Raw genomic sequence first — 23288 nt, 5'->3', positions numbered from 1 at the left:
CCATGCACCCCCTGCCGTTGCATCTCGGCCCGGGCAGTGACCTGCGCGCCAGCCTCGAGCAGCTGGCGATCGACGCCGGCGCCTCCGGGTTCGTGCTCGGCGTGGTGGGTGACCTCTCCCAGGCGGCCTTCCAGTGCCCGGGCCTGGAGGAACCCACCGTGCTGCAGGGCCACCTGGAGATCATCACCCTGCAGGGCACCGTGGCGCCCCAGGGGGTGCACCTGCACCTGAGCCTCTCCGACGGCGACTGCCAGGTGTGGGGCGGCCACCTCGAGCACGGCAGCCTGGTGCTCAGGGGGGCCGACCTGCTGGTGGGCTTCCTGCCGGAGGCCGGAGCTCCCCGGGATCCCTCGGTGGCCGTGGCGGCCGCGGCGGCCCGGCCCACGTCCCCCGCCGCCCCGGCCCATCCTCGGGTGGAGATCGCCGTCCGCAGCGGCTGCCCCTACTCGGCCCGGGCCCTGCGCATGCTGCGCACCCTCGGCATCCCCCATGTGGTGCAGCTTGCCGACGACGACGCGGCGCGGGCGGCGGTCGCCGAGCGCAGCGGCCTGGCCTCCATGCCCCAGGTGTTCATCGATGGCCAGCCCATCGGCGGCTACGACGCCCTGGCCGACCTCCACGGCCGCGGCGAACTGGACCACCTGCGCTGAGGGTCTGATCCCCCGGCCCGGACCGGCCTAGGTTCAACATCAGAGATGCGACCCGTGATGGCTGCCCGCCTCGCCATCGGCCCGGTGGACGTGAGTCCGGAGGTGCGCGAGTGGGTGGATGCCGAAACCCTGCAGCGCCTGGTGTCCCGGCACCGCCGGGGCGACTGGGGCGTGGTGGATGCCCGCGATGCCCGCGACAACACCATCGCCGCCTACCGGCAGCAGGGATCCCTGCGCAGCGTCTTCGACCTCGGCCAGGGGCTGCAGGTGTGGATCCTCACCCATGGCCTCGGCACCGACCAGCTGCATACCCTGGTGATCCTGCCCAGTGACGAGTAGCCCCGGTGGGTTGGGGCGGTTCCGGGCGGATTTCAGCGGTTGACCCGTGGTCGTGTCTTCAGAATTTCTTTCGTCAGCTTGTGTTGCCTCCCCTCTGGACGCTGCCGGTGGATGTTGTACAAGAGATGGAAAGGTGGTGGGAAGACAGGTGACCATCGAGCTTCCGCAGCCCAGGCGCCAGAACCGCCCATCGCGGGAAACAGGCCCGTCCGCCACGGGCTGGTCTCCGGCCGACGAGCTGGCCGCCCTTGAAACCGTCTGGGCCAGCCTCTGCCAGGACGCGGCGAGCCCCGCCCCCTCCCTTCAGCTGCCGGTGATTTCCCGCTCCAGCCTCAGCCGTGACCCGGATCGGCGGCCCCTGCGCCAGCTCCAGCGCCGCGGCAACGATGCCGACCGCAGCAACGCCGACCGCAAGGGTGCCGACCGGATCGCCTCCTGAGGAGGGGCGTGCGCTGGGGCCTGCGTCTTCTTTCGCAATCTTTCGTGCTGCAGGCGTCATCCTTCGTGGTGAAGGAATGTATGGATCCTTTTCCTGGCACTGAGCGCTGTAACGATTCTGGCTGAATTCAGGGGAATCCGCTGAGAATCGCAGCTTGACATCGTCGGCGGGCACGGCCTTCCGGGGAACCACGTCCCGCTGTTCCCCCGCACCGGTTCCTGTCTGAATCCGCCAGGTGGGCCGCCCCCGGCGATGCTCCTCCCTCTGCCCTTTGCCCTGTTTCCACCATGGCCCTGGTCCAAGCCCCGTCCCTTGGCATCGAGCGTTTCGCGGATGACCGCAACAAGGAGAACTGGTCAAAAGCCTCCCAGCAGGATCGCGACGCCATCATCCGCCTGGTATATCAGCAGGTGCTGGGCCAGCAGTATGTGATGCAGAGCGAGCGCCTCACCGGTGCCGAATCCCTGTTCCGCAACGGTTATCTCACCGTGCAGGAATTCGTGCGCACCCTCGCCAGGAGCGGTCTGTATCGCTCCCGCTTCTTTGAGAACTGCAATCCCTACCGCTTCATCGAACTCAACCACAAGCATCTTCTCGGCCGGGCTCCCCACAACAAGGCGGAGATGCTGCACCATTTCACGATCCTGCAGGAGCAGGGCTACGACGCCGAGATCGATTCCTACATCGACAGCCCCGAGTACCAGGAGCGCTTCGGCTCCGACGTGGTGCCCTATCTGCACGGCTGGGACTACTCCGCCGGCCACCAGGGCCAGCAGTTCTCCTGGCTGATGCAGCTGGCCGGTGGGGCGGCGGCGTCGGTGAAGGGAGACAGCGCCGGCACCCGCTTCAAGCTCGGCCGGGCCCTGCACCAGGACCGGGCCGTGACGGTGACGGTCCTGCGTCCCCGCTTCAGCGGTGAATCCTTCTTCCAGGCCAACCTGGCCCAGGGCGGAGCCAGCGTCGATGGTCCGATCTCCCGCAGCGGCCAGAGCACCGATCCCGCCCGTGGCCACCGGGAGGAGGCCCTGGTGGTGTCGGCCGGGGTGCGCGGCACCAGCTCCCCCAGCGGCCGGGTGGCCACCATCACCGCCACCGGGCTGGTGAACAACGCCGTGGTGCGCAGCGGTGCCTACGTGATGCGGGTGCCCTACAGCCGCATGAACGAGGCCCTGCAGCGGGTGCAGCGTCTCGGTGGCCGGGTGGTGCGGGTCAGCGTCAACTGAGGTCCTGTGGCGGGGGGTCAGGGCCGCAGGTCCACCCCCCGCCCGGCCAGCAGCTGGCGGCAGGCCATCAGGGCCGACAGGCTCACCCCGGCCGTGCCCTCGCCCGGGTGGATGGCATCACCGCACAGCCACAGCCCCGTCAGGGGGGTGCGGCTGGCCAGGCCGAAGGGCCCGAAGCGGCTGGGGTGCTGACCCAGGCCGCCCACATAGCCCCAGGGCCTGCCGGTCCAGCCGGCAAAGCCCCGGGGGGTGGCCAGCTCCCCGTGCAGCCAATCGGCGGGCCCCACCCCCAGCAGCCGCTCCAGGCCCCCCTGGATGGCGGCCATCGCCCGCTGCTTCCGGTCCTGATAGGCGGCCTCGTCCCCACCGAACCAGGGGCGGGCCGGGGTGAACACGCTGGCGATCACCGTGGCGCGCCCGGCGGGCGCCCGGCCGTCCCCCTCCTGGCTGACCGACACGAACAGGGAGCCGGGGTCAGGGGCCTCCAGCTGCAGGTGGCTGGGGCACCCCGGCGGAAGCCGGTGCCGATCGACGGCTCCGTAGAAAACCAGGGCACCGCTGGGTTCGCCCAGGGCCTCGAGCCGCCGCCGGTAGCCGCTGGGCAGGGCATCCCCCAGCAGGGCCGGCAGGGTCTGGGGAGGCAGGCTGACCACCACCTCGGGGGCGCTCAGGTGGAACGCCTCCCCCGCTGGGTTCCTGGCGCCGGGTGGGCCAGTGCCACGCCGGCCCGCGATCCGCCACTCGCCCCCGGGCCGCTCCGGCGGCTGCAGCCGCTCCACCCGGTGCCGCAGCCGCAGCCGCCCGCCGTGCCGGGCGAGGGCGCCCTCCAGGGCTTCGCTGAGCGCCTGCATCGAACCCTCCAGGTGCCAGAGCCCGAGCGGTTCCTGCACCATCGCCAGCACCGTGGCCCCGTAAAGGGCGGCGGTGCGATCCGCCGGTTCCTGGGAATAGAGCCGCAGCTGCAGATCCAGGAAGCGCCGCAGCCGCCGGTCGTCGCCGCAGCCGGTCAGCCGCAGCAGGTCGGCGATGGTGGCGGTGGTGAGCAGGCCGCTGGCCAGAGTTCCCGCCCCCAGGGCGCCCAGCAGCTGGCCCAGATCCCACCAGGAGCGCGGCGGCAGCACCGGATCCCGCGAGGCGAAGGCCCAGTTGGCCCGGTGCAGGGCGTCGCAGAGGTCCCAGAAGCGTTCGCTGCCCGGGAACTGCCGCAACCGCTCCTGGCGCCAGTGCTCCGGGTCGCGCCAGATCGACACCGGCTCGCGACCGTCGGCCAGATCCACCACGCAGCCGGGGTCCAGGGGCACGGCCGCCGGTGGTGCCACCCCCAGATGGCGGAAGAGGCGGGCATGGATGCCGGCTGGGGTGCCATCCCCCTGCTCCAGTCCCGCCACCTGCGTGGCCCCCACATCGAACACGTAGGGGCCGCGCCGGAAGGTGCCGGCACAGCCACCACTCTGGTGATGGGCCTCGAGCAGCTCCACCTCGAGGCCCTGCTTCGCCAGCAGGGCCGCCGCCGTCAGGCCGGCGATGCCGGCGCCCACCACCACCGCATCGGGCCGTGCCCTGTCGCTGGGATTCAAGGCTGCACCGAAGGCAGAAGAGTGATGTTGGCAGGCGGGGGCTCAGAGGCGTGGGTCCCTTCTCTGGCGGGGCCGCAGTGGGGCCGGTGCACTTTGTGGGCACCGCCGGACTCCGTCCCTGGACCTCTCCCCGTCCTGGGCGCTGCAGCCGCCTTCGGCTTCAGCCGCAAGCTCAGGGCACGGATCACGAAGCCAGCCGCGGTGGCCTGAGCTCGTTCCCACCCTTCGCCGATCCGTCCTTGCCGCCAGGCAGGGGCTTTCTTTGGCACGTCCTGTCGGTCGCGATGGGGCCGCTGGGACAGGCTGGAGCAAAGCACCGCATAGGCCCATGCCTCTGCCTGATTCCTTCGCCGCCTGGTTGGTTGAACACCTCGGCGTTGAGCCGCTGAGTTGCCATCCGGTGGGTGGTGGCTGCATCCACAGCGCCTGGCGTCTGGATCTGGCTGATGGCCGCCGGCTGTTCGCCAAGACCAATGGCGTCTCCTCCTTGCCCCTTCTGGAGGCCGAAGCCGAGGGACTGCGGGCCTTGGCGACGGCGGCGGGCGAGGCGGGCCCACGGGTGCCCGTCCCCCTGGCCTGCGGTCTAGCCGGAGCGTCGGCCGTGCTGGTGCTCCCCTGGCTCGACCTGTCACGTGGCCGTTTCGCAGCCGATGAGCTGCCATGGCGCCGCCTGGGGGCAGCGCTGGCGACACTGCACCGCCACAGCCTGACCCGCCGCTGCGTGGCGGAGGATCGGGTTGGGGCCGCCTTCGGCTGGCCCCGGGACAACGTGATCGGCTCCTTCCCGCAGCGCAACGGCTGGGAGGCGGACTGGGGCCGTTTCTTCGTGCAACGGCGGCTGGCTCCCCAGCTGGAGCACCTGGTCCGCAGCGGTCAGCCGCTGCGGCAGGGCTCCGTGCTGCTGGAGCGCGCCGGACAGTGGCTGGCGGACCACCAGCCCGATCCCTGCCTGGTGCACGGGGATCTCTGGAGCGGCAATGCGGCCATCAGCGGCGATGGCCTGGGGGTGATCTTCGATCCGGCGGTGCACCGGGCCGACCGGGAAGTGGACCTGGCCATGGCGCGCCTGTTCGGAGGCTTTCCCGAGGCCTTCTTCGAGGGCTACCAGGAGACTTGGCCCCTGCCGTCAGGGCACCGCCCGCGGCGCGACCTCTACAACCTGTATCACCTGCTCAACCACGCCAATCTGTTCGGTGGCAGCTACGTGGGCCAGAGTCAGGCGTGCCTCGATGCCCTGCTGGAACGGGGCATGGGTGAGGGGTGGGGTTAACCGGGGCGCGGGGACGTCACGACGCCCCCGCTGTCGCTGAGGATCCCGGCGCTCAGCTCAGATATTCCTTGCGCAGGGTCTGAATCTTCGCCATCACCGCTGCGCGCTTTTCGCCGGTGGTGAGGTTGTTCCAGCTCCAGTTGCCGACCACCACCAGGCCGAGCAGTTCCAGCAGTCCGGGGACGATGGGCAGCAGGTTGATGGTGTCGAGCACGCCCTTGATCAGGATCTGGGCCACGATCACGGCCAGCATCACGCCGGAAGCCTTGCCGATCCGACCGACCTGGCTCCAGTCGACCTTGTCGAGGGTTTCGTTGATCTTGCCGATCACGTCGCTGTAGCGCTCGCTGAAATCAGCCTCTGCGGCGGTGCTGGTGGTGGTGTCGTCCTGCATGGTCTCCTTCACCTCGGTCGTGCTGTCGATCATGGAAGGAGCGGTCTCCTGGCGGAATGACGCATAACGTACCGGTGTGGACCCACCGACGCCAGAGGAGCTGTGCCTCGGTCGGCAGGCGCTGACGGTGCTGGAGGCCGTCCTGCTGGCCGCCGCCCCGGAGGAGGGCTGTGCCCTGCTGCTGGGTCGCCGCGACCCCTGGCGGATCGACCACGTCTGGCCCTGTCTCAATGCCTGGGAGCCGCCGCCGGAGCGTCGTCACCGTTTCGCCCTCGACCCCCGCGAGCAGCTGCAGGCGCAGAAGTGGGCCCGGGAGCGGGGCCTGACGGTCCTGGGCTCGGCCCACAGCCACCCGCGCTCGGCGCCGCTGCCCTCGGCCCTGGACCGTGCCCTCGCCTTTGCCCCCACGCTGATGCTGATCCTGGGGCAGGCCGAGGGCCCCGGCGTGCCGGCGGCGTCCGGGGGAGAGGCGTGGTCGCTGGCCTGCTGGTGGCTGCCGGAGCACGGCCCTCCCCGGCCGCTGGCGTGGAGAATGGACGATTCGAGCGACGTGGGCCTTCGCCGCCATGCTTCCTCCTGACACCAGCGCCGTCCAGCTGAGCCCCGATGAGGTGGTGCGCTTTTCGCGCCATCTGATCCTGCCGGAGATCGGCATGGAGGGGCAGAAACGGCTCAAGGCGGCCTCGGTGCTGTGCGTCGGCACCGGCGGCCTCGGCTCCCCCCTGCTCCTTTACCTGGCCGCCGCCGGCGTCGGCCGCCTGGGCATCGTCGATTTCGATGTGGTGGACCACAGCAACCTGCAGCGTCAGGTGATCCACGGCACCAGCTGGGTGGGCAAGCCCAAGATCGAATCCGCCAGGGCCCGGATCCACGAGATCAATCCCCACTGCCAGGTGGATCTCTACGAAACGGCGCTCACCAGTGAGAACGCCCTGGAGATCATCGCCGGCTACGACATCGTCTGCGACGGCACCGACAACTTCCCCACCCGCTACCTGGTCAACGACGCCTGCGTGCTGCTGGGCAAGCCCAACGTCTACGGCTCGATCTTCCGCTTCGAGGGCCAGGCCACGGTGTTCAACTTCGAGGGGGGGCCCAACTACCGCGACCTCTTCCCCGAGCCGCCGCCGCCGGGCATGGTGCCCTCCTGCGCCGAAGGCGGCGTGGTGGGGGTGCTGCCCGGGATCATCGGCGTCATCCAGGCCACCGAGGCGGTGAAGCTCATCACCGGCATCGGCACCAGCCTCAGTGGACGCCTGCTGCTCTTCGATGCCCTCAAGATGAGCTTCCGGGAGCTGAAGCTGCGCCCCAACCCGGAGCGTCCCGTGATCGACAGGCTGATCGATTATCAGGAGTTCTGCGGCGTGGGGGGCTCGGCCCCCGGCCAGGAGGAGGCGGGCAGCGTGGCCACGATCACCGTCACCGAACTCAAGGCCCTGCTCGACGGTCCCCGGGACGGGCTGCTCCTGCTGGATGTGCGCAATCCGCCGGAGGCCGAGATCGCCGTGATCCCCGGCGCCGTGCTGGTGCCCCTCGATCGCATCGAGAGCGGCGAGGCTATCGAGGAGGTGCGGCGCCTCGCCAGCGGCAAGCGGCTCTATGTCCACTGCAAGCTGGGGGGACGTTCCGCCAAGGCCCTGATCGCCCTGGCCCGCCACGGCATCGAGGGGGTCAACGTGCAGGGCGGTATCGACGCCTGGAGCCAGGAGGTGGATCCTGACGTTCCGCGCTACTGACCCCTTCTCCCCCGCCAGGCAGCGGTGGCTGGAGCGCCGCCGCCAGGAAGCCCGCCGCCTGATCGCCCTCGAGAAGAGCTTCCTGCCGCTTCTGCTGACGGCCCTGCTGCCCATCCTGGTGATGCCGCTGACGGCCACGCGGGGCTGGCCGGCCAATGTGCTCCTGGCCCTGGTCTTCAACCTGCTGATCCTGCAGTCGATCCAGACCCTGCCGGTGATCGCCGGGGTGACCTACGCCCGCCTGCGCCAGGAGATCTTCCGGGGGATCGGGGTGGTGGGGGGCCTGGGGCTCTGGGTGCCGGTGGCCATGGGGACCTGGCCCGGCGGCCTGTTCCGCGCCGTGGAGATGGTGCTGCTCAGCCTCTTCTTCCTGGCCACCTCCCTGCGGCTGGTGCGCCTGCTGGCCCGGGTGCCGCGGGTCAACGGGCTGGTGATGGCCGGTGCCGCGGCGGGCTATCTGCACCTGGGGCTCACCGGCGGCGTGCTGGCCACGGCCACCCAGGTGCTGGTGCCCGGCAGCTTCAGCCTCGGGGCGGCCGCCAGCCACCAGCTGCTGCTCGACCGGCTCACCTACTTCAGCTTCGTCACCATCGCCGGTGTCGGCTACGGGGATGTGCTGCCGTCCAATGCGGTGGGGGAGCGCTTCGTCATCCTCCTGAGTGTGGCCAGCACCCTCTACGTGGCTCTGCTGGTGGGCCTGCTGCTGGGGCGGTTCATCGCCTCGGAGGAGGTGGTGATGCTTGAGGAGGATCAGCTGGAGCTCGAGCGGACCGATGGACCCGGGAAGCCCTGAGGGGCAGTGGCAGTCCCCTGACCGCCAGGATCAGTAGTCGACGCCGCGCTTGAGGTCGACACCCCGCTCGGCGTAGTGCTTGTGGCAGACCATCTCCGAGTGGACGCTGGCCAGGTCGAAGTAGGCCGGCCGGCTCTTGCAGCGACCCGTGATGATCACCTCCGTTTCGGTGGGCTTGCGCAGCAGGGTCTGGACGATCGGCTCCACCGGCAGCAGCTCCAGATCCACGGTGGGATTGAGCTCGTCGAGGATCACGGTCTTGTAGAGGCCGCTGGCGATCGCGGCCCGGGCGATCTCCCAGGCCCGTTCCGCTTCCACGTAGTCGATCGGCTGCTGCTGGCCCCGCCAGACGATGGCGTCGCGCCCGGAGCGCAGGTGATCCACCAGGTGGGGGTAGCTCTCGCGCAGGGCGGCGATGGCCGCGTCCTCGGTGTAGCCCGCCCCGCCCTTGAGCCACTGCAGGATCAGCACCCGGTGGCTCTTGTCCTGGCTGATGCCCCGCCCGATGGCCTGCAGCCCCTTGCCGAGGGCGCTGGTGGACTTGCCCTTGCCTTCGCCGGTGTAGATCTCCAGACCCTCGAGACCCTGCTGGGGGCCGCTGTGGGCCCGCATCTCCGAGTGCAGATCGGCCAGCTGCACCAGCTGGCGCGGCGCCCCCCGGCCCGTGCAGATGATTTCCATGCCTGCGGGCTTGGTGGCCAGGGTGCGCACCACCTCCTCGGTGTCGAGCAGGCCCAGATCGAGCACGGGGTTGAGCTCATCGAGCACCACCACCGAATAGAGGTTGCTGGCGATGGCCCCCTTGGCGATGTCCCAGCCCCGCAGGGCCTCCTGGTGGTCGAAGCGGGTGGCCTCCGCGGCATTGAAGTGGTCGCCGCGGCCGGTGCGCACCTGGTCGATCAGGTGGGGGAAGCCCTGCTGCAGAGCCTCGATGGCACTGTCCTCGTCGTAGGCGCGACCGGGGCCCTTGAGGAACCGCAGCAGCAGCACCCGGGTGCGCTTCTGCTCGCAGATGCCCAGCCCGATGGTGCGCAGCACCACCCCCAGGGCCGCCTGGCTCTTGCCCTTGCCCTCCCCGTCGTAGACATGCAGTTGGCCGTGGGCCCGCTCGTCGCTGCCCGCGGCGGTGCGGATGCCGATGCCCCGCCCAGTGCCGCGCTGCGGGGTCTGGGTGCTGCGGGCGGCGGGGGTCATCGGCGGGTGGCGGGGAGCGGCGGCGGGCAGAGCAGACCCGGATGCTACCCAGCCTTGCCAGGATCGAGGCCATGCCAGCCACCCGCCGCCTCAGCCTGCTCGAAGCCCTGCCGGCTCCGCTGGAGAGGGGTCTGGAGGCGCTCTGCCGCCAGCTCGACGCCTTTCCCCAGGTGGTGGTGGCCTACTCCGGAGGTGTCGACAGCGCCCTGGTGGCCGCCCTGGCCGGCGACCGGCTGGGGGAGCGGGCCCTGGCGGTCACCGGCGTCTCGCCGGCCCTGGCCCCCCACCTGCGCCGCGAGGCCAGCGACCAGGCCCGCTGGCTGGGGCTGCGCCACCGGGAGGTGCCCACCGCGGAGCTGGCCGACCCCGCCTACACCAGCAATCCCCAGGATCGCTGCTACGCCTGCAAGCGGGAGCTGCACCGGCTGCTGGCTCCGATCGCCGCCGCCGCCGAAGGGGCCCAGGTGCTGGATGGCGTCAACCGCGACGACCTGGGCGACCACCGGCCCGGAATCCGGGCCGCCCGGGAGTTCGGGGTGCGCTCCCCCCTGGCGGAGGCCGGCATCGACAAGGCGGGGGTGCGCCAGCTCTCCCGGGCCCTCGGGCTGCCCTGGTGGGACAAGCCGGCCCAGCCCTGCCTCGCCTCCCGCTTCCCCTACGGCGAACCGATCAGCGCGACGCGCCTGGCCCGGGTGGCCGCTGCCGAGGACTGGCTGCGCCAGCGCGGCTTTCGCGAACTGCGGGTGCGGAGCCAGGGGGAGACGGCCCGCATCGAGATCCCCGCGGCTGGATTACCGGCGGCACTGGAGCGCCTGGCCGAAGGCGAACTGCGCCCCGAGCTGGTGGCGGCGTTCCGGGGGATGGGGTTCAGCGCCGTGGCCCTCGACCTGGAGGGGCTGGTCAGCGGCAAGCTCAACCGCGCCCTGGCACCGGAGCGGGACTGAGCGGCGGCCTGGCCAGTGATGGACGCCAGAAATCTGCCGGGGAGGGTGTCCCCGACAGTCGGTGGTGGGTTCACCGGCGCTCAGGCGCTGGCGAGGTGGGGCTCCCTCTGGCTGTCGGCCAGGGCTTCGGGCGTCTCGCGTCGGAAGCTGGTGAGCTTGTGGCGGCCGGCCCCCAGCTCCTCCCAAAGCACCTGGCAGGCCCGTTCCGGCATCGTGTGGTCACCGCAGGTGAACACGTCCACGGCCGCATAGCCCGATTCGGGCCAGGTGTGGATGGAGATGTGGGATTCCGCCAGCAGGGCGAGCCCCGTGACGCCCTGGGGTTCGAAGCGGTGGGTGATCAGGTTGAGCAGGGTCGCACCGGCACGTCTGGCTGCTGTCGTGATGGTGTCCCTGAGGAAAGCTTCGTCATCGAGCCGTGCGCAGTCGCAGTCGTAGAGCTCGAGGATGCAGTGTTTCCCTACCGCGTCGGTGGTGTCGCCTGGGGCGGAGACGGGGTGTGCAATCGGGTGGCTGGGGGAGGCGGCGGGCTTCCATCCCGGGTTGGGATGCAGGCTGGAAAGGGTCTGGTTCATCGAATCCGGTCAAACAGGCCTCACCATACGTGCCGGAGCGCGGAACCGAGGTTCGCCAGGCTGCCTGCGGCAGCAGGGAGTTCGGCCCTCAGGCCACCATTGCTCCGCTCCGCAGCTCCACCCCCTGGCTGCGGGCCCGCCAGCCCGTGCTGAAGGCCTCCAGGTGGGTGGCGCTCACCAGGCACTGGTGGCCGTCTCCCACCGCCTCCAGCAGCAGTTGCTGGCGCCCCGGGTCCAGTTCAGCCAGCACGTCGTCGAGCAGCAGCAGCGGCGGCTGACCCACCACCTGGCCCACCAGCTCCAGTTCCCCCAGCTTCAGGGCCAGCACCAGGGTGCGCTGCTGGCCGGCGGAGCCGTAGCGCCGCGCGGCCTGGCCGCCGATCAGCAGGGCCACCTCGTCGCGGTGCGGACCCACCTGGCACTGGCCGAGGCGCTCCTCCTGGGGCCGTTGCCGGCGCAGCTGCTCCTCCAGCGCCTGGCGCCAGGGGCCCTCCTCGTCGCTGGCCTCCGCCAGCACGGTGCCGCTGACGTAGTCGAGCCGGAGCGGTTCGCCGGCCCCGCCGATGCGCTGCTGCCAGGCCGCCGCCAGTGGCTCCAGGCGCCGCAGGGCCCGCTGGCGGCGGCGGTGCAGCCGGGCGCCGACCAGGGCCATCTGCTGATCGAAGGCCTCCAGCAGCTCCTGGCGCACGCCGGCCCCCAGTCCCCGGCGCAGCAGCTGGCTGCGCTGGCGCAGCAGGCGCCCGTAGCGGCTCAGCAGGGCGCCGTAGACCGGCTCCAGCTGCAGCACCACCCGGTCGAGCCACTGGCGCCGCAGGGCCGGCTCCCCCCGCACGAGATCCAGGTCGAGGGCGCTGAAGCCGACGCAGCGCAGGGGGCCGATCAGGTCGAGCTGACGCTCGAGCCGCTTGCCGTTGCGGAACGCCTGGCGTCCGCCGCTGCGCCGCAGCTCCAGCTGCAGGCTGTCGGCCTCGTCGGTGAGGGCGCCCAGCCGGCTGCAGGGGTGGCCGTGGCCGATCAGATCCCGGTCGACGCTGCAGCGGTGCGAGCGCAGGCTGGTGAGCAGCTCCACCCCCTCCAGCAGGTTCGACTTGCCCTGGCCGTTGCTGCCGATGACGAGCAGCCGGGGCGCCTCCAGCGTCAGCTGCAGGCCGTCGATGTTGCGGAAATGCCGGAAGTCCAGGCGGTGCAGCCGGATGGTTCTGGGGCGGTCAGCCGCTAAGGTACCCCCATCGGCGGCGAGGGTCCCCCAGGGGTCTGAACCACCGTGGCAGGGCATGTAGCTCAGTTGGATAGAGCGTCAGATTCCGGTTCTGAATGTCGGGGGTTCGAGTCCCTCCATGCTCGTCAGCCCAGTCACCCTCAGCCCTCGCCCCTGCTCCGCAGGTTGAGGCCCATGGCCCGGATTCCACCGGGATCGACCACGAACCCGGCCCGGGTGAGGGCGGTCACCGCTTCGGGCGGGGCGGACAGGGAGATGCTGCAGCCGCTCAGTTCCCGCCGCAGACGGGCCAGGGCGGCCTGCACCAGGGCGGTGATCACCTCGTCCCGGCAGGGGTCGGCCGGATCGGCCATCAGGTCCCAGAGATTGGCATTGAGGGCCTGGTCACTGGTGGCGCGCACGAAACCCACCAGCCGGCCGCCGGGGTTGAGCACCACCAGATGCCAGGTGCTGCGCTCCAGCACCCGCTGCCAGCGCTCCGGGCTGCGGGGGCCATCCCCGCAGGCCACCAGCAGCTGGTTGAGGCCGGCCGGATCGGGGTCGTGCTGCTGCAGCAGGGCGTAACCCTCCCGCAGGCGTGGAGTCGGGGGCTGGCTGCGGAAGGGGATCAACAGAGAGTCCAGGGAATCAGCCCGTGTTGCGCATGCCGGCGGCGATGCCGTTGATGGTGAGCAGGGCGCCGCGCAGCAGTTCGCTGCGGCTGTAGGTGCGGCCGTCGCCGCCGCCTCCCGGCCCGTCGCCAGGCCCTTCGCTCATGGGCGGCTGCCGTTTCTGCTCCCGCAGCCGGCGCAGCAGCGCCACCTGCAGGTAGCCCAGGGGGATGATCGTGCGGTTGCGCAGGTCGACCGACAGCTGCAGAGCCGGGTCGCCGTCGAGCAGCCGGCTGTGGTTGCTGATGCGCAGCACCAGGGAATGGGTGAGGGCGAACTCACTGGCGATCGCCTCGAAGATCTGGGCGAACACCTCCCTGTTCTGGGGGCGTCCCAGGGCGGTGACGTAATGGCCCGCCAGCTCGAGATCGACCTTGGAGAGGGTCATCTCCACCTTGGAGATCAGCATGCGGAAGAAGGGCCAGCGCTGGTAAAGCAGCTGCAGCAGCTCCATCTGTTCGCCGTCGGCATCGAGCTCGGCCTGCAGGGCCGTGCCCACCCCGTACCAGCTGGGCAGCAGGAAGCGGCTCTGGGTCCAGCCGAACACCCAGGGGATGGCCCGCAGGCTGGAGAGATCCTTGGCGCCGCTCTTGCGCCGGGCCGGCCGGCTGGAGATCTGCAGCTTGCTGATCTCCTCGATCGGCGTCACCTGCTGGAAGAAGGCCACCAGGTCGGGGTTGTCGTGGACCAGGGCCCGGTAGTGGTCGCGGGAGCGGGCCGCGAGCCGTTCCATCAGCACGTTCCAGGTGGGGGTGTCGTCCACCGGGGTGCTGACCATGCTGTTCTGGAGCACGGCGGTGGTGACCGTCTCCAGGTTGTAGAGGGCCAGCTCCGGCAGCGAGTACTTGGAGGCGAGCACCTCCCCCTGCTCGGTGATCTTGATGCGTCCCTTCAGGGTGCCGCTGGGCTGGGCCAGGATCGCCTGGTAGGCGGGGCCGCCGCCCCGGCCCACCGAGCCGCCCCGGCCGTGGAAGATGCGCAGGGCCACGTCGTGGGCATCGGCCAGCGACTGCAGGGCGATCTGGGCCCGGTGGATCTCCCAGTTGCTGGAGAGGAAGCCGGAATCCTTGTTGCTGTCGGAGTAGCCCAGCATCACCTCCTGCAGGGGCTGCTCGCCGTCGCTGTTGCTGATCAGCAGCTGGCGGTAGAAGGGGTCGGCGAACAGGCGTCCCATCACCGCCGGGGCCCCCTGCAGGTCCTCGACCGTTTCAAACAGGGGGATCACCAGCAGGGCCGATTTCTGGGCCATCGGATCCACCAGCCCGGCCTCCTTGGCCAGCAGCACCACCTCCAGCAGGTCCGACACCGTGTGACTCATGGAGATCACATAGGTGCGGCAGATGCGCCGGCCGAACTCCTGCTGCAGCCGCTGCAGCATCCGGAACACGGCGAAGGTCTCGGCGGTGGGGGCGCTCCAGCGGGCCGCCGGCGGCAGCAGGGGCCGGCGGGTCTTGAGTTCGCTCAGCAGCCACTCCACCCGCTGCTCCTCGTCCATCTCCCCGTAGGGCACCGGCAGCAGCAGGTACCTGCTGAGCTCGTCGATGGCGTCGCTGTGGCGGGTGCTCTCCTGGCGGATGTCGAGGCTGGCCAGGGAGAAGGCGAAGATGTGCACCTGGCTGAGCAGATCCTGCAGGGCTTCGCAGCTCAGGCCCGTGGCATCGAGGCTCTCCTTGATCAGCTCCAGGTCGGTGCGGAATTCCTCCACCGAGGCGTAGTGGAGTTCCTGGGGTGGGGCCGGCTCCATCAGGCTGCTCAGTCCGGCCTCGTAGCCGGAGGACCCGTCGCAGGGGGATTCCCAGCCCGCCTCGGCCAGCTGCTGGTTGCGCTGCTGGGTGAGGCGCAGCCGCTCCAGGGTGTAGCTCAGCTTCAGCCGGTAGGGCTCGAGCCGGTAGCGGGCGGCACGCTCCTCGTAGATCTCCGGGAAGCGCAGCCGGTCCATCTCCAGGGATTCCAGCAGGGCGCCGCTCACCTGACTCCACTGCATCGAGATGCTGAGCTGGTCGCGCAGCACCGACACCGACTGGATGTAGCGGTCCAGCATCAGCTGCCGCTGGAAGCAGGCCGTGCGCCAGGTCACGTCCGGGGTCACCGAGGGGTTGCCGTCCCGGTCGGATCCCACCCAGGAGCCGAAGGTGCAGAAGGCATCGCGGGGGGGCTGCACGTCGGGGTAGCTGGCCGCCAGGGCGGCGCGGATGCGCTGGCGCAGCTGGGGCAGGGCGTCGAAGAGCACCTGCTGGAAGTAGTGGAGGGCGTAATCGACCTCATCGATCACCGACGGCTTGAACTGGTGCAGCTCGTCGGTGCGCCACCACAGCCGGATCTCCTCCTCGAGCTGCTGGCGCAGCCGGTCGTTGTCGTCCGGGTTGCCCTGGCCGTTCACCTGCAGCTTCTGGATCAGGGCCGCCACCCGCCGCTGCTTGTGGCGCACGGTGTGGCGCACGATCTCGGTGGGGTGGGCGGTGAACACCAGCCGGATGTCGAGCTCCCGCAGCAGCCCCTCCAGCTGGCCCGGCGGCACGTTGAGGGCGCGCAGGCGCTCGAACAGCTGGCGGAAGGTGGCCGGATCGCTCTGGCTGGCCAGGGGCGGCAGGAAGGGGTCGTTGCTGGCGGGGGCGGGGGCCCGCTTGATGCTCTCGAGGTAGCTGTCCTCCTCGATGTGCTGCTCGAGGATGTTGACCAGCTGGAAGTAGAGGGAGAAGGCCCGGGCCGCGGCGATGCCCTCGGCCAGATCCATCGCCTTGATCAGGGCCACGATGCCGTCGGTGTCGACGGCGGAGGGGGCCTCCGGATCCAGGCCCGGCGCCACCGGACCGCTCAGTTCCTTGAGCCGCAGCAGGCGCTCCACCTGCTCGGGGGGGCATTCACTGCGCAGCACCGTCTGCCAGAGGTCCTCCACCAGCTCCAGCCGCTCGGTGAGCAGTCGGATCACCCCGGGTGAGGCCTCGGCGGGAACGACCGAAGGCTCGGTCAGGTGGAGCCGCATGGGGGCGGTGGGCGCGGGGGTGCTGTTCATGATCCTCCAGGAACCTGGGCTGCTTCTGTCGCCAGCCATGCGTCCAGGGCCCTCTCCCGCCGTTCGAGAGCCTCGGCCTCGCTGCCGATGATGGCACCGATGCTTTCGCCGCGCCCATGGCGCGCCAGCCATCGCATCGCCTGGTTGCCGCCGGCCAGCAGGTCGTGGAGGGGCGCCAGCCACCGGGCCAGCCCCAGTTCGGCCGCCAGCGGCGCCATCGCCTCGAGTTCGGTGGCGATCCAGGCGCGGGCCTCCAGGGTCTCGCCGGTGCGCCAGTGCACCAGCCGGGCCTGGAGGCTGGAGCGGGCCGCGGCCCGGTCGTTGGCATCGGCGATGGCCTCCAGCTCGGCGGCCCCGAACCGGCCGGCGGCCAGGGGATCCTGGCCCGAGGGATCCTGCAGCAGCTGCTGCAGGCGCAGTTCGGTGAAGGCGGTGACCGCCAGCAGCAGCAGCGGGTCGTCGATCAGGTCGCAGATGCGGATCTCGAGGCGGTTGAGGCCATGGGGGCGGTCGTCGCCGTTGGGTCGCACCGACGTCCAGAGGTGGCGGACATTGCGCATCGCCCCGGCGGCCAGCTGCTCCTCCATCCAGTCGATGTAGTGGCGGTGGTCCCGGAACAGGGGCACCAGGGGCGGCGTGATCGGGAACTGCAGCCAGCGCTGGGAGTGGGCCCCGCTGACCTCCCCGTCGAGGAAGGGGGAGCTGGCGCTGAGGGCGAGCAGCAGGGAGGCTTCGCAGCGCAGCAGCCGCAGGCCCGCGAACAGGGCGTCCATCTCCGTCAGGCCCAGGTTGATGTGGACGCTGGCGGTCACCACCCGGGTGCCATAGGTGGCCTCGATGTAGCCGTGGTAGGGGTTCTCGGGGTCGGAGCGCTCGAAGCGGCGGCTGTCCCCCAGGCTCAGGGTGCTCCCGGGCAGCAGGGTCAGCTGGCGGGGCTGGAGCCAGCGGCGCAGGCGCCGGCGCGGTTCCAGCAGCAGCTCCAGCTGGGCGATGTAGGAGGCCTCGGGCGGGGTGACGTACTCGAGGTTGCGGTGATCCGGCTCGGTCATGAACCCGGCCAGTGCGGCGGCCGCTTCGGCGGAGCAGCCCACCACCGTGCCGTCGGCCCGGCCGGTGTACATCTCCACTTCGAAGCCCTTCAGCAGCAGGGGGGCGCTCATGGCGTCGCGTCGGCCGCGTCGGCGGTGGCGGGCTCCAGGCAGGCGAGGGCCTTGAGCATGCCGCGCGCCTTGTTGCGGGTCTCCTGGTACTCCGCCTCCGGCCGGGAGTCCGCGACGATCCCGGCACCGGCCTGCACCTGCACCCGCCAGCCGCCCTCGGGATGGGGCAGCACCACCATGGTGCGGATCGTGATGGCGGTGTTGAGGGCTCCGGCCAGATCCACCGCCCCGTAGACGCCCGAGTAGGGCCCGCGGGCCTCCGGCTCGAGGGCGTGGATCAGCTGCATGGCGCGGATCTTGGGGGCGCCGCTCACGGTGCCCGCCGGGAAGGAAGCCATCAGCAGGTCCCAGATGTCGTGATCCTCGGTCAGCAGCCCCTCCACCTCACTGACGATGTGCATTACATGGGAGTACTTCTCGATCACCATCAGCTCGCTGACCTGCACCGTGCCGGCCCGGCAGACCCGGCCCAGGTCGTTGCGGCCCAGGTCGACCAGCATCACGTGCTCCGCCCGCTCCTTCGGATCGGCCAGCAGCTCCTCGGCCAGGGCCGCATCCTGGGCGTCATCGGCGCCCCGGGGCCGGGTGCCGGCGATGGGCCGCAGGGAGGCCTTCACCCCTGCGGCGCAGGGCTCCGCCTTCACCATCACCTCGGGGCTGGAGCCGATCAGGTGCCAGTCGCCGAAGTTGAAGAAGGCCATGTAGGGCGAGGGGTTGACCATCCGCAGGCTGCGGTAGAGATCGAAGGGGGCGTGGGTCACCCTGGTTTCGAACCGCTGGCTCAGCACCAGCTGGAACACGTCGCCGGCGGCGATGTGCTCGGCTGCCGCCGCCACGGCGCCCTGGAACTCCGCCTGGTCCCGGTTGCTGCGGGTGGCCAGCTCGGCGCCGCTCGCCTCGTGCCAGGCCAGCGGTTTCACGTGGGCCGGCAACGGGGCGTGCATGCGGGCCTCGAGTTCCGCGATGCGGGCCGCCGCCCGGTCGTAGGCCTCGCCGGGATCGGCCCCCGACGAGAGATCCACGTAGGCCACCGCCGTGATCTGGCGCTTCACCTGGTCGAACACCAGCAGGCTGTCGGCCAGCATCCAGCAGCCGTCCGGCGGGGCCCCGTCCGGGGCGTCGTGGACCGGCACGCTGGGCTCGATCCAGCGGATCAGCTCATAGCCCCAGAAGCCGAACAGCTGGGCCACCGTCGGCAGGCCCTCCACCGGTCCGGGGCGCAGGGGGGCCAGGGCCTCCCGCAGCAGGGAGAAGGGGTTGCCCTGGAGCTGTTCGCTGCGGCCGTCGCGCCAGCGCCTCTCGCCCCGGTCGCCGCGGCAGGTGAGGGTCCAGAGCGGGTCGCTGACGACGAAGCTCCAGCGGCCCAGCTGCTCGCCACCCTCCACCGACTCCAGCAGCACGCCATGGCTGCCGCCCGCCCCCACCTTCAGCCAGGTGGTCAGGGGGGTCTCCAGGTCGGCGGGCCAGCGCTTCCAGAGGGGGAGGAGATTGATGGCCACATCAGCACCCGCTTCCCCACCGGCGATGCGGGCGAGGAAGGCGCTGCGATCAGAACCGGGCATCACGGCGACAGGCAGGCAAAAAAAACGGGGCTCCCGGCCCCGCCGTTATAGGTGCTGGCCGGCCGGGCTCAGGCTTCGTGGGTGGCCTTGCCGCTGAACTTGAGGCTGGCGGGGTTGGGGTTGGCGCCGATGCTGCGGGGGGTGTGGCCCACCATGGGACGCCCTTCGTTCACCTTCTCGGGGAAGACGCCGTCCTTGGGGTGCAGGAATTCGGTGTCACCGCCGGGGTAGATCCGGTAGATCTTGTAGTCCTCGATCCGGGGCTTGAACTTGGTGCGCAGCTGGGTGCCGAGGGCCAGGCACTGCTCCTTGCGGGCGAAGTACATGAGGTTGTCGCCTTCGTGCATCTCCGCGGCGCCGCCGGTGGGGAGCTCGAACGCCTGGGCCTTGGTGCTGCTCCAGGTGATGGCGTACTTCTCCTCGGTCTCCGCCGAGTTCAGCAGGCCACCGGTGCTGCCGATGGACTTCGGAAGTTGACCGTGGAGGGCCGTATCAGGCATGGCTCGCAGACCGTTTCAGGCGGAAACTAGCACCGTGTTTTTGGCCTTCCGGGCGCCCCCGGCGGACTCTTCACACCCGTCAACAAACCCGGCGGCGGCCACCTCAGCCGCTGCGTTCGGCGGTCGGGAAGAACACGGTCAGGTTGCTGCCCCCCCGTTCGGTGAGCCGTCCCCCCAGGCGGTGGAAGAGCCGCTGGGTGGCCTGGCGGCTGAGCTGCAGGCTGCCGGTCTCCGGGTTCCAGCTCAGCACCGGCCCCACCGGGGTGGGCACGGCGGCCGCCAGGGCGTCGGCCTCGCGGCTTTCGGGATCGTCGCTGCTCAGCTGGAGCTTCAGCCGCGACCCCGCCGGCAGCAGCCGCAGCCGCACCTCGCTGCCGCTGGGGAGGCTGCGGCTGAACCGGTCCATCAGGCCGCCGAGCATGGTCTCGAGCCGGCTGGGATCGCTCATCACCGGCGGCAGGTCGGCAGCAATGTCGAGCACCAGCCGCAGGTCGCGGCGGCCCAGCTGCCGCTGCCAGAGCTCCTCCAGCTGGATCAGCAGCCGGCTCAGGTCCGTGCGGGCCAGTTCGCTGTCGCTCAGGGGCTGGCCGCTGCCGGGCTGGCGCTGCAGTTCCGCCGCCAGGAAGATGAGGCCGAAGCGGTCGATCTGTTCGCTGCATTCCCCGTCGATCTGCTCCAGCCGCTGCCGCACCACCGCCGGCAGGTCGCTGCGGCGCAGCAGGGAACGGATCAGGGTGCGGATCGTGGCCAGCGGGGTGCGCACCTCATGGGTGAGGGCCTCGAGCAGGGCCAGTTCGCTGCTGACGGCGTCGTTTCTGCTGGCGTCGTTGCCCTCGCCGCGTTTCTCGCCGTGCACGAGCGGCTGCAGGGTGACACTGGGGGCCATGGCGGCCAGGCGCTGGGCCAGCAGAGGCCAGAAGCGGCTGCCCAGATCGGGATCGTTGCTGAGCGGGCCCAGCAGCTGCAGGCGGCGCCGCAGCCCCACGCCCGCGACCGGATCGTCCTGGGCCAGGCGGCGATCGAGCAGCTCCAGGGCCGCCGACAGCACCGGCGCGTCGAAGCGCGCCAGCAGCCGGCGCTCCTGCGGGGGGCCGTCGAGGGCCAGGGCCACCTGAAGCACCGGGGTGATCAGCACCAGCAGCGGATCGGTGCCGTCCTCCTCCCGCAGGCTCAGGCGCTGGAACCCCCCCGGCCGGCCGGCCGTTCCGGCGGGGGGCGTTCCGTGGGGGGCCGGCAGGGGCGCCATCCCCGGCAGCAGCGGCAGCCCCGGGGGCATGAGGTTGCCCACCTGGGCGGGGGTCCAGACCCAGCCGTCCAGCCACTCCAGCAGGGAAGGTTCGTAGAGGGCCGGCAGGGGGGCCGCCAGCCACACCCCCGGCTGGGGGGGGGCGGCGCCGAGCAGATCCGCCTGCACCGTGGCCAGGGCGGCCCACCACTGGCGCCGCACGCTGTCCTCGTCCCCCCGCCCGGCCGGGACACCGGCCGCCAGCAGGCGGCGCAGGTCCCCCAGGCTCACCACCATCGCCGCAGGCTGCGGCTGCGCCGGGCCACGGAGGCGCAGAGCCCGAGGCTGATGCAGTTGACGAGCATGGCCGAGCGTCCGTAGCTCAGGAAGGGCAGCGGAATGCCGGTGATGGGTCCCAGGCCGATGGTCATGTTGATGTTCACCACCACCTGAAACATCAGCATGGCGCCGATGCCCACCACCACGAGGGATTCGTAATCGCTGGCGGCCCGGCCGGCGATCTGCAGCAGGCGCCAGATCAACACCACGAAGCCCACCACCACCAGCATCGAGCCGATGAAGCCGGTCTCCTCCCCCAGGGCGCTGAAGATGAAATCGGTGTGCTGCTCCGGGATGAAGCGCAGCTTGGTGAGGGAGCCGTTCATCAGGCCGGTGCCCCAGAGCTGGCCGGAGCCGATGCCGACCGTGCTCTGCAGCAGGTGGTAACCGCCCCCGAGGGGATCCTGGGCCGGATCGAGGAACAGGGTGAGCCGGGCCCGCTGGTGCGGGCGCAGCCCGTGCTCCCAGAGCCAGGGTGTCCCCACGGCGAACAGCCCCTGGACGGCCAGCACCAGGGAGAGCCCCACCGCTTTCCAGGGCAGGGCCCGCCACGCCACCCAGCCCATCAGGGGGATCCAGCCCAGCAGCAGCCAGGGCAGGGTGCCGGCCATGATCGCCGTGAACAGGGGCGAGAGCAGCAGCAGCAGCCAGGTGGCGGGCATGCCCGACCAGAACAGCATCACCAGCAGCACTGCCCCGAAGACCAGCGAGGTGCCCAGATCCGGCTGCACGAAGACCAGCAGCCACGGCACGCTGATCATGGCCACCGGCCGCAGCAGGTCGATCGGCCGCTCCACCGGGTATTTGGAGAGCACCCCCGCCAGCAGCAGGATCGCCGCCACCTTGGCGAACTCCGAGGGCTGCACGTAGAAGCCGCCGATGTTGATCCAGCTCTGGGCCCCGAGGGCGCTCACCCCGATGATCCGCACCGCGACCAGGCTCGCCACCATGACGATGTAGATCGGCCACTGGAAGCGGGCGATGCGCTCCAGGGGCACCCGGGCCAGCAGCAGCGCCACCACCAGGCCCACCGCCGCGGTGATCCAGTGCTGGTACCAGTCGGTGGTGCCCTGCTGGCGCTGGGTGCTGGCGATCAGGATCCCCGCCAGCAGGGTCAGGGCGATGGGGATGCCCCAGAGGAGAGGATCGAAGCCGGGGCCGCGCCGCTTGGCCCCCTTGGCGGCGAACCCACCGCGCCGGGGGCTGAGAACCGCCATCGCTTCAGGCGAGCGCCGGGCTGAGGGAGCAGCCGGCGCTCAGCCGCCCGGCCAGCTCGGTGAAGGCGCGGCCGCTGGCCGAGTCCGGTGCCGAGAGCACCACCGGCCGGCCCCGCTCTCCGCCCTCGAGCACGGGCATCTCCATGGGCAGCTGGGCCAGCAGGGGCACGCCCGCCTCGTCGGCCAGCCGCTGGCCGCCACCGCTGCCGAACAGGGGGTAGCGGCGATCGGGCAGATCCGGGGGAATGAAGGCGGTCATGTTCTCCACCACCCCGAGCACCGGCACGCCCATCTGCAGGAACATGGCCAGGCCGCGGCGGGCGTCCTGCAGCGACACCAGCTGGGGGGTGGTGACGATCACCGCGCCCGCCATGGGCACGGCCTGGGCCAGGGTGAGCTGGGCGTCGCCGGTGCCGGGGGGAAGATCCACCACCAGCACGTCCCGTTCGCCCCAGTTCACCTGATAGAGGAACTGGCGGATGATGCCGTTGAGCATCGGCCCGCGCCAGACCACCGGCTGGTTCTCCTGGATCAGCAGACCCATCGACACCATGACGATGCCGCAGGTCTCGATCGGCTCCAGCACCTGGTCGTTGCCGCTGCCCGACACCTGGGGGCTGCGGTCGGCCACACCCAGCATGGTGGGCGCATTGGGTCCGTAGATGTCGGCATCGAGCAGCCCCACCCGCAGGCCGGAGGCGGCCAGGGCACAGGCCAGGTTCACGGCCACCGTGCTCTTGCCCACGCCCCCTTTGCCGCTGCTCACGGCGATCACCTGGCGCACGCCCGGAATGCCCTGGCGCTCCGGCAGCTGGGCCCCGCCGGGGCCGTGGCCGGCGGCACCGATCGGGCCCGAGGAGGGGGGGGCGGCGGGCTGGGCCAGCTCGATCTGCACGTCGTTGATCCCCTCCACCGCCAGCAGGGCGCCGCGGGCCTCGGCGGCGATGCGCTCCCGCTGGCTGTTGGCGAAACCGGGCAGGGCGAGGCGGAACACCGCCCGGCTGCCCTGATGCCGCAGGTCGCTGATCCAGCCCAGCTCCAGCAGGCTGCGGCCACTGCCGGCGTCGCGGAGCGGCTGCAGGGCCTCGAGGAGGGTGTCGGCGCTGGCCATGCGGCGGCGGCAGGGTCGGGGTGGACGGCGATCCTAGGGGCGGCCCCCCGGGCCGGTCGGGCCGGGCGGCGGCTCCTGCGGCAGCGCCGCGGAAGCACCCCCCGTGGCCCTGTGGTGGCCCTGGGGCGGCTCCCCGGCCACTCCCCGAGCCCGTGACA

General features: G+C 71.1%; 22 protein-coding genes and 1 tRNA gene. 10 read left to right on the top strand and 13 right to left on the bottom strand.

Translation table 11 applies throughout. The features are described from left to right. Nucleotides 1-2: 2 nt before the first annotated feature. The 4 genes from L107_RS15300 to L107_RS15285 all read left to right on the top strand — a co-directional run bounded on the left by L107_RS15300 (nt 3) and on the right by L107_RS15285 (nt 2651). On the top strand, nt 3-650 hold the full coding sequence (locus tag L107_RS15300; protein ID WP_159820526.1) for a PCC domain-containing protein: 648 nt from the start codon (nt 3-5) through the stop codon (nt 648-650). Between the two features lie 57 nt (nt 651-707). After that, complete coding sequence (locus L107_RS15295; RefSeq protein WP_159820223.1) at nt 708-989, top strand: hypothetical protein; 282 nt, start codon at nt 708-710, stop codon at nt 987-989. Nucleotides 990-1137: 148 nt separating this feature from the next. Continuing rightward, entirely contained in the window at nt 1138-1428 is a 291-nt protein-coding gene (locus L107_RS15290) for a hypothetical protein (RefSeq protein WP_159820221.1), read from the top strand. 287 nt (nt 1429-1715) lie between these two features. Next, nucleotides 1716-2651, top strand: a complete 936-nt coding sequence (locus tag L107_RS15285; protein WP_106221858.1) for a phycobilisome rod-core linker polypeptide — start codon at nt 1716-1718, stop codon at nt 2649-2651. Nucleotides 2652-2668: 17 nt separating this feature from the next. Here the strand turns inward: L107_RS15285 and crtD are convergent, their stop codons facing one another. Continuing rightward, complete coding sequence (gene crtD / locus L107_RS15280) at nt 2669-4228, bottom strand: C-3',4' desaturase CrtD (protein ID WP_159820219.1); 1560 nt, start codon at nt 4226-4228, stop codon at nt 2669-2671. A 328-nt stretch (nt 4229-4556) separates the two neighbouring features. Between crtD and L107_RS15275 the strand changes: the two genes are divergently transcribed. Then, nucleotides 4557-5498, top strand: a complete 942-nt coding sequence (locus L107_RS15275) for a fructosamine kinase family protein (protein ID WP_159820217.1) — start codon at nt 4557-4559, stop codon at nt 5496-5498. A gap of 52 nt (nt 5499-5550) precedes the next feature. On the opposite strand, the gene L107_RS15270 is transcribed toward L107_RS15275, so the two are convergent. After that, entirely contained in the window at nt 5551-5925 is a 375-nt protein-coding gene (locus tag L107_RS15270; protein WP_159820215.1) for a CAAD domain-containing protein, read from the bottom strand. Between the two features lie 43 nt (nt 5926-5968). On the opposite strand from L107_RS15270, the gene L107_RS15265 reads away from it, so the two are divergent. The 3 genes from L107_RS15265 (at nt 5969) to L107_RS15255 (ending at nt 8421) form a co-directional block, all read left to right on the top strand. Further along, on the top strand, nt 5969-6472 hold the full coding sequence (locus L107_RS15265) for a M67 family metallopeptidase (protein ID WP_159820213.1): 504 nt from the start codon (nt 5969-5971) through the stop codon (nt 6470-6472). Beyond that, nucleotides 6459-7628, top strand: a complete 1170-nt coding sequence (gene moeB / locus L107_RS15260) for a molybdopterin-synthase adenylyltransferase MoeB (RefSeq protein WP_159820211.1) — start codon at nt 6459-6461, stop codon at nt 7626-7628. The genes L107_RS15265 and moeB overlap by 14 nt, the downstream gene beginning before the upstream one ends. A 121-nt stretch (nt 7629-7749) precedes the next feature. Further along, a complete protein-coding gene (locus tag L107_RS15255) occupies nt 7750-8421 on the top strand; it encodes an ion channel (RefSeq protein ID WP_159820209.1) in 672 nt (223 codons plus the stop codon). Nucleotides 8422-8451: 30 nt separating this feature from the next. Here L107_RS15255 and L107_RS15250 read toward each other — a convergent pair whose 3' ends face one another. Then, entirely contained in the window at nt 8452-9615 is a 1164-nt protein-coding gene (locus tag L107_RS15250; RefSeq protein WP_159820207.1) for a cob(I)yrinic acid a,c-diamide adenosyltransferase, read from the bottom strand. Nucleotides 9616-9686: 71 nt separating this feature from the next. Between L107_RS15250 and larE the strand changes: the two genes are divergently transcribed. Further along, complete coding sequence (gene larE / locus L107_RS15245) at nt 9687-10559, top strand: ATP-dependent sacrificial sulfur transferase LarE (protein WP_159820205.1); 873 nt, start codon at nt 9687-9689, stop codon at nt 10557-10559. Between the two features lie 80 nt (nt 10560-10639). On the opposite strand, the gene speD is transcribed toward larE, so the two are convergent. After that, a complete protein-coding gene (gene speD, locus L107_RS15240; protein WP_159820203.1) occupies nt 10640-11134 on the bottom strand; it encodes an adenosylmethionine decarboxylase in 495 nt (164 codons plus the stop codon). An 88-nt stretch (nt 11135-11222) separates the two neighbouring features. Continuing rightward, nucleotides 11223-12410 (bottom strand): DNA replication/repair protein RecF, encoded by a 1188-nt coding sequence (gene recF, locus L107_RS15235; RefSeq protein WP_236550722.1) that lies wholly within the window; start codon nt 12408-12410, stop codon nt 11223-11225. On the opposite strand from recF, the gene L107_RS15230 reads away from it, so the two are divergent. Then, nucleotides 12405-12478, top strand: a tRNA-Arg gene (locus tag L107_RS15230). The two genes, recF and L107_RS15230, sit on opposite strands and share 6 nt — an antisense overlap. A gap of 15 nt (nt 12479-12493) precedes the next feature. Here the strand turns inward: L107_RS15230 and L107_RS15225 are convergent. From L107_RS15225 to L107_RS15190, 8 genes are all read right to left on the bottom strand, one after another. Continuing rightward, entirely contained in the window at nt 12494-12964 is a 471-nt protein-coding gene (locus L107_RS15225; protein ID WP_159820201.1) for an N-acetyltransferase, read from the bottom strand. A gap of 16 nt (nt 12965-12980) precedes the next feature. After that, complete coding sequence (gene ppc / locus L107_RS15220) at nt 12981-15986, bottom strand: phosphoenolpyruvate carboxylase (RefSeq protein ID WP_159820522.1); 3006 nt, start codon at nt 15984-15986, stop codon at nt 12981-12983. Nucleotides 15987-16012: 26 nt separating this feature from the next. Beyond that, on the bottom strand, nt 16013-17176 hold the full coding sequence (gshA, locus tag L107_RS15215; protein ID WP_159820199.1) for a glutamate--cysteine ligase: 1164 nt from the start codon (nt 17174-17176) through the stop codon (nt 16013-16015). Beyond that, complete coding sequence (locus L107_RS15210) at nt 17173-18738, bottom strand: anthranilate synthase component I family protein (protein ID WP_159820197.1); 1566 nt, start codon at nt 18736-18738, stop codon at nt 17173-17175. The genes gshA and L107_RS15210 overlap by 4 nt, the downstream gene beginning before the upstream one ends. Nucleotides 18739-18806: 68 nt before the next feature. Continuing rightward, nucleotides 18807-19238, bottom strand: a complete 432-nt coding sequence (locus tag L107_RS15205) for a photosystem I reaction center subunit II PsaD (RefSeq protein WP_015109263.1) — start codon at nt 19236-19238, stop codon at nt 18807-18809. A 103-nt stretch (nt 19239-19341) separates the two neighbouring features. After that, nucleotides 19342-20760: a sensor histidine kinase KdpD gene (locus L107_RS15200; RefSeq protein ID WP_159820195.1), complete on the bottom strand. Its 1419-nt coding sequence runs from the start codon at nt 20758-20760 to the stop codon at nt 19342-19344. Further along, nucleotides 20751-22019 (bottom strand): rod shape-determining protein RodA, encoded by a 1269-nt coding sequence (gene rodA / locus L107_RS15195; RefSeq protein WP_159820193.1) that lies wholly within the window; start codon nt 22017-22019, stop codon nt 20751-20753. The genes L107_RS15200 and rodA overlap by 10 nt, the downstream gene beginning before the upstream one ends. Before the next feature lie 4 nt (nt 22020-22023). Continuing rightward, nucleotides 22024-23130, bottom strand: a complete 1107-nt coding sequence (locus tag L107_RS15190) for an Mrp/NBP35 family ATP-binding protein (RefSeq protein WP_159820191.1) — start codon at nt 23128-23130, stop codon at nt 22024-22026. Nucleotides 23131-23288 lie beyond the last annotated feature (158 nt).

The sequence above is a fragment of the Cyanobium sp. Copco_Reservoir_LC18 genome (assembly GCF_009834675.1).
GTDB lineage: Bacteria > Cyanobacteriota > Cyanobacteriia > PCC-6307 > Cyanobiaceae > Cyanobium > Cyanobium minutissimum.
The sequence above is the reverse complement of the archived record's forward strand: the minus strand, read 5'-3'. Positions and strand labels throughout refer to the sequence as shown.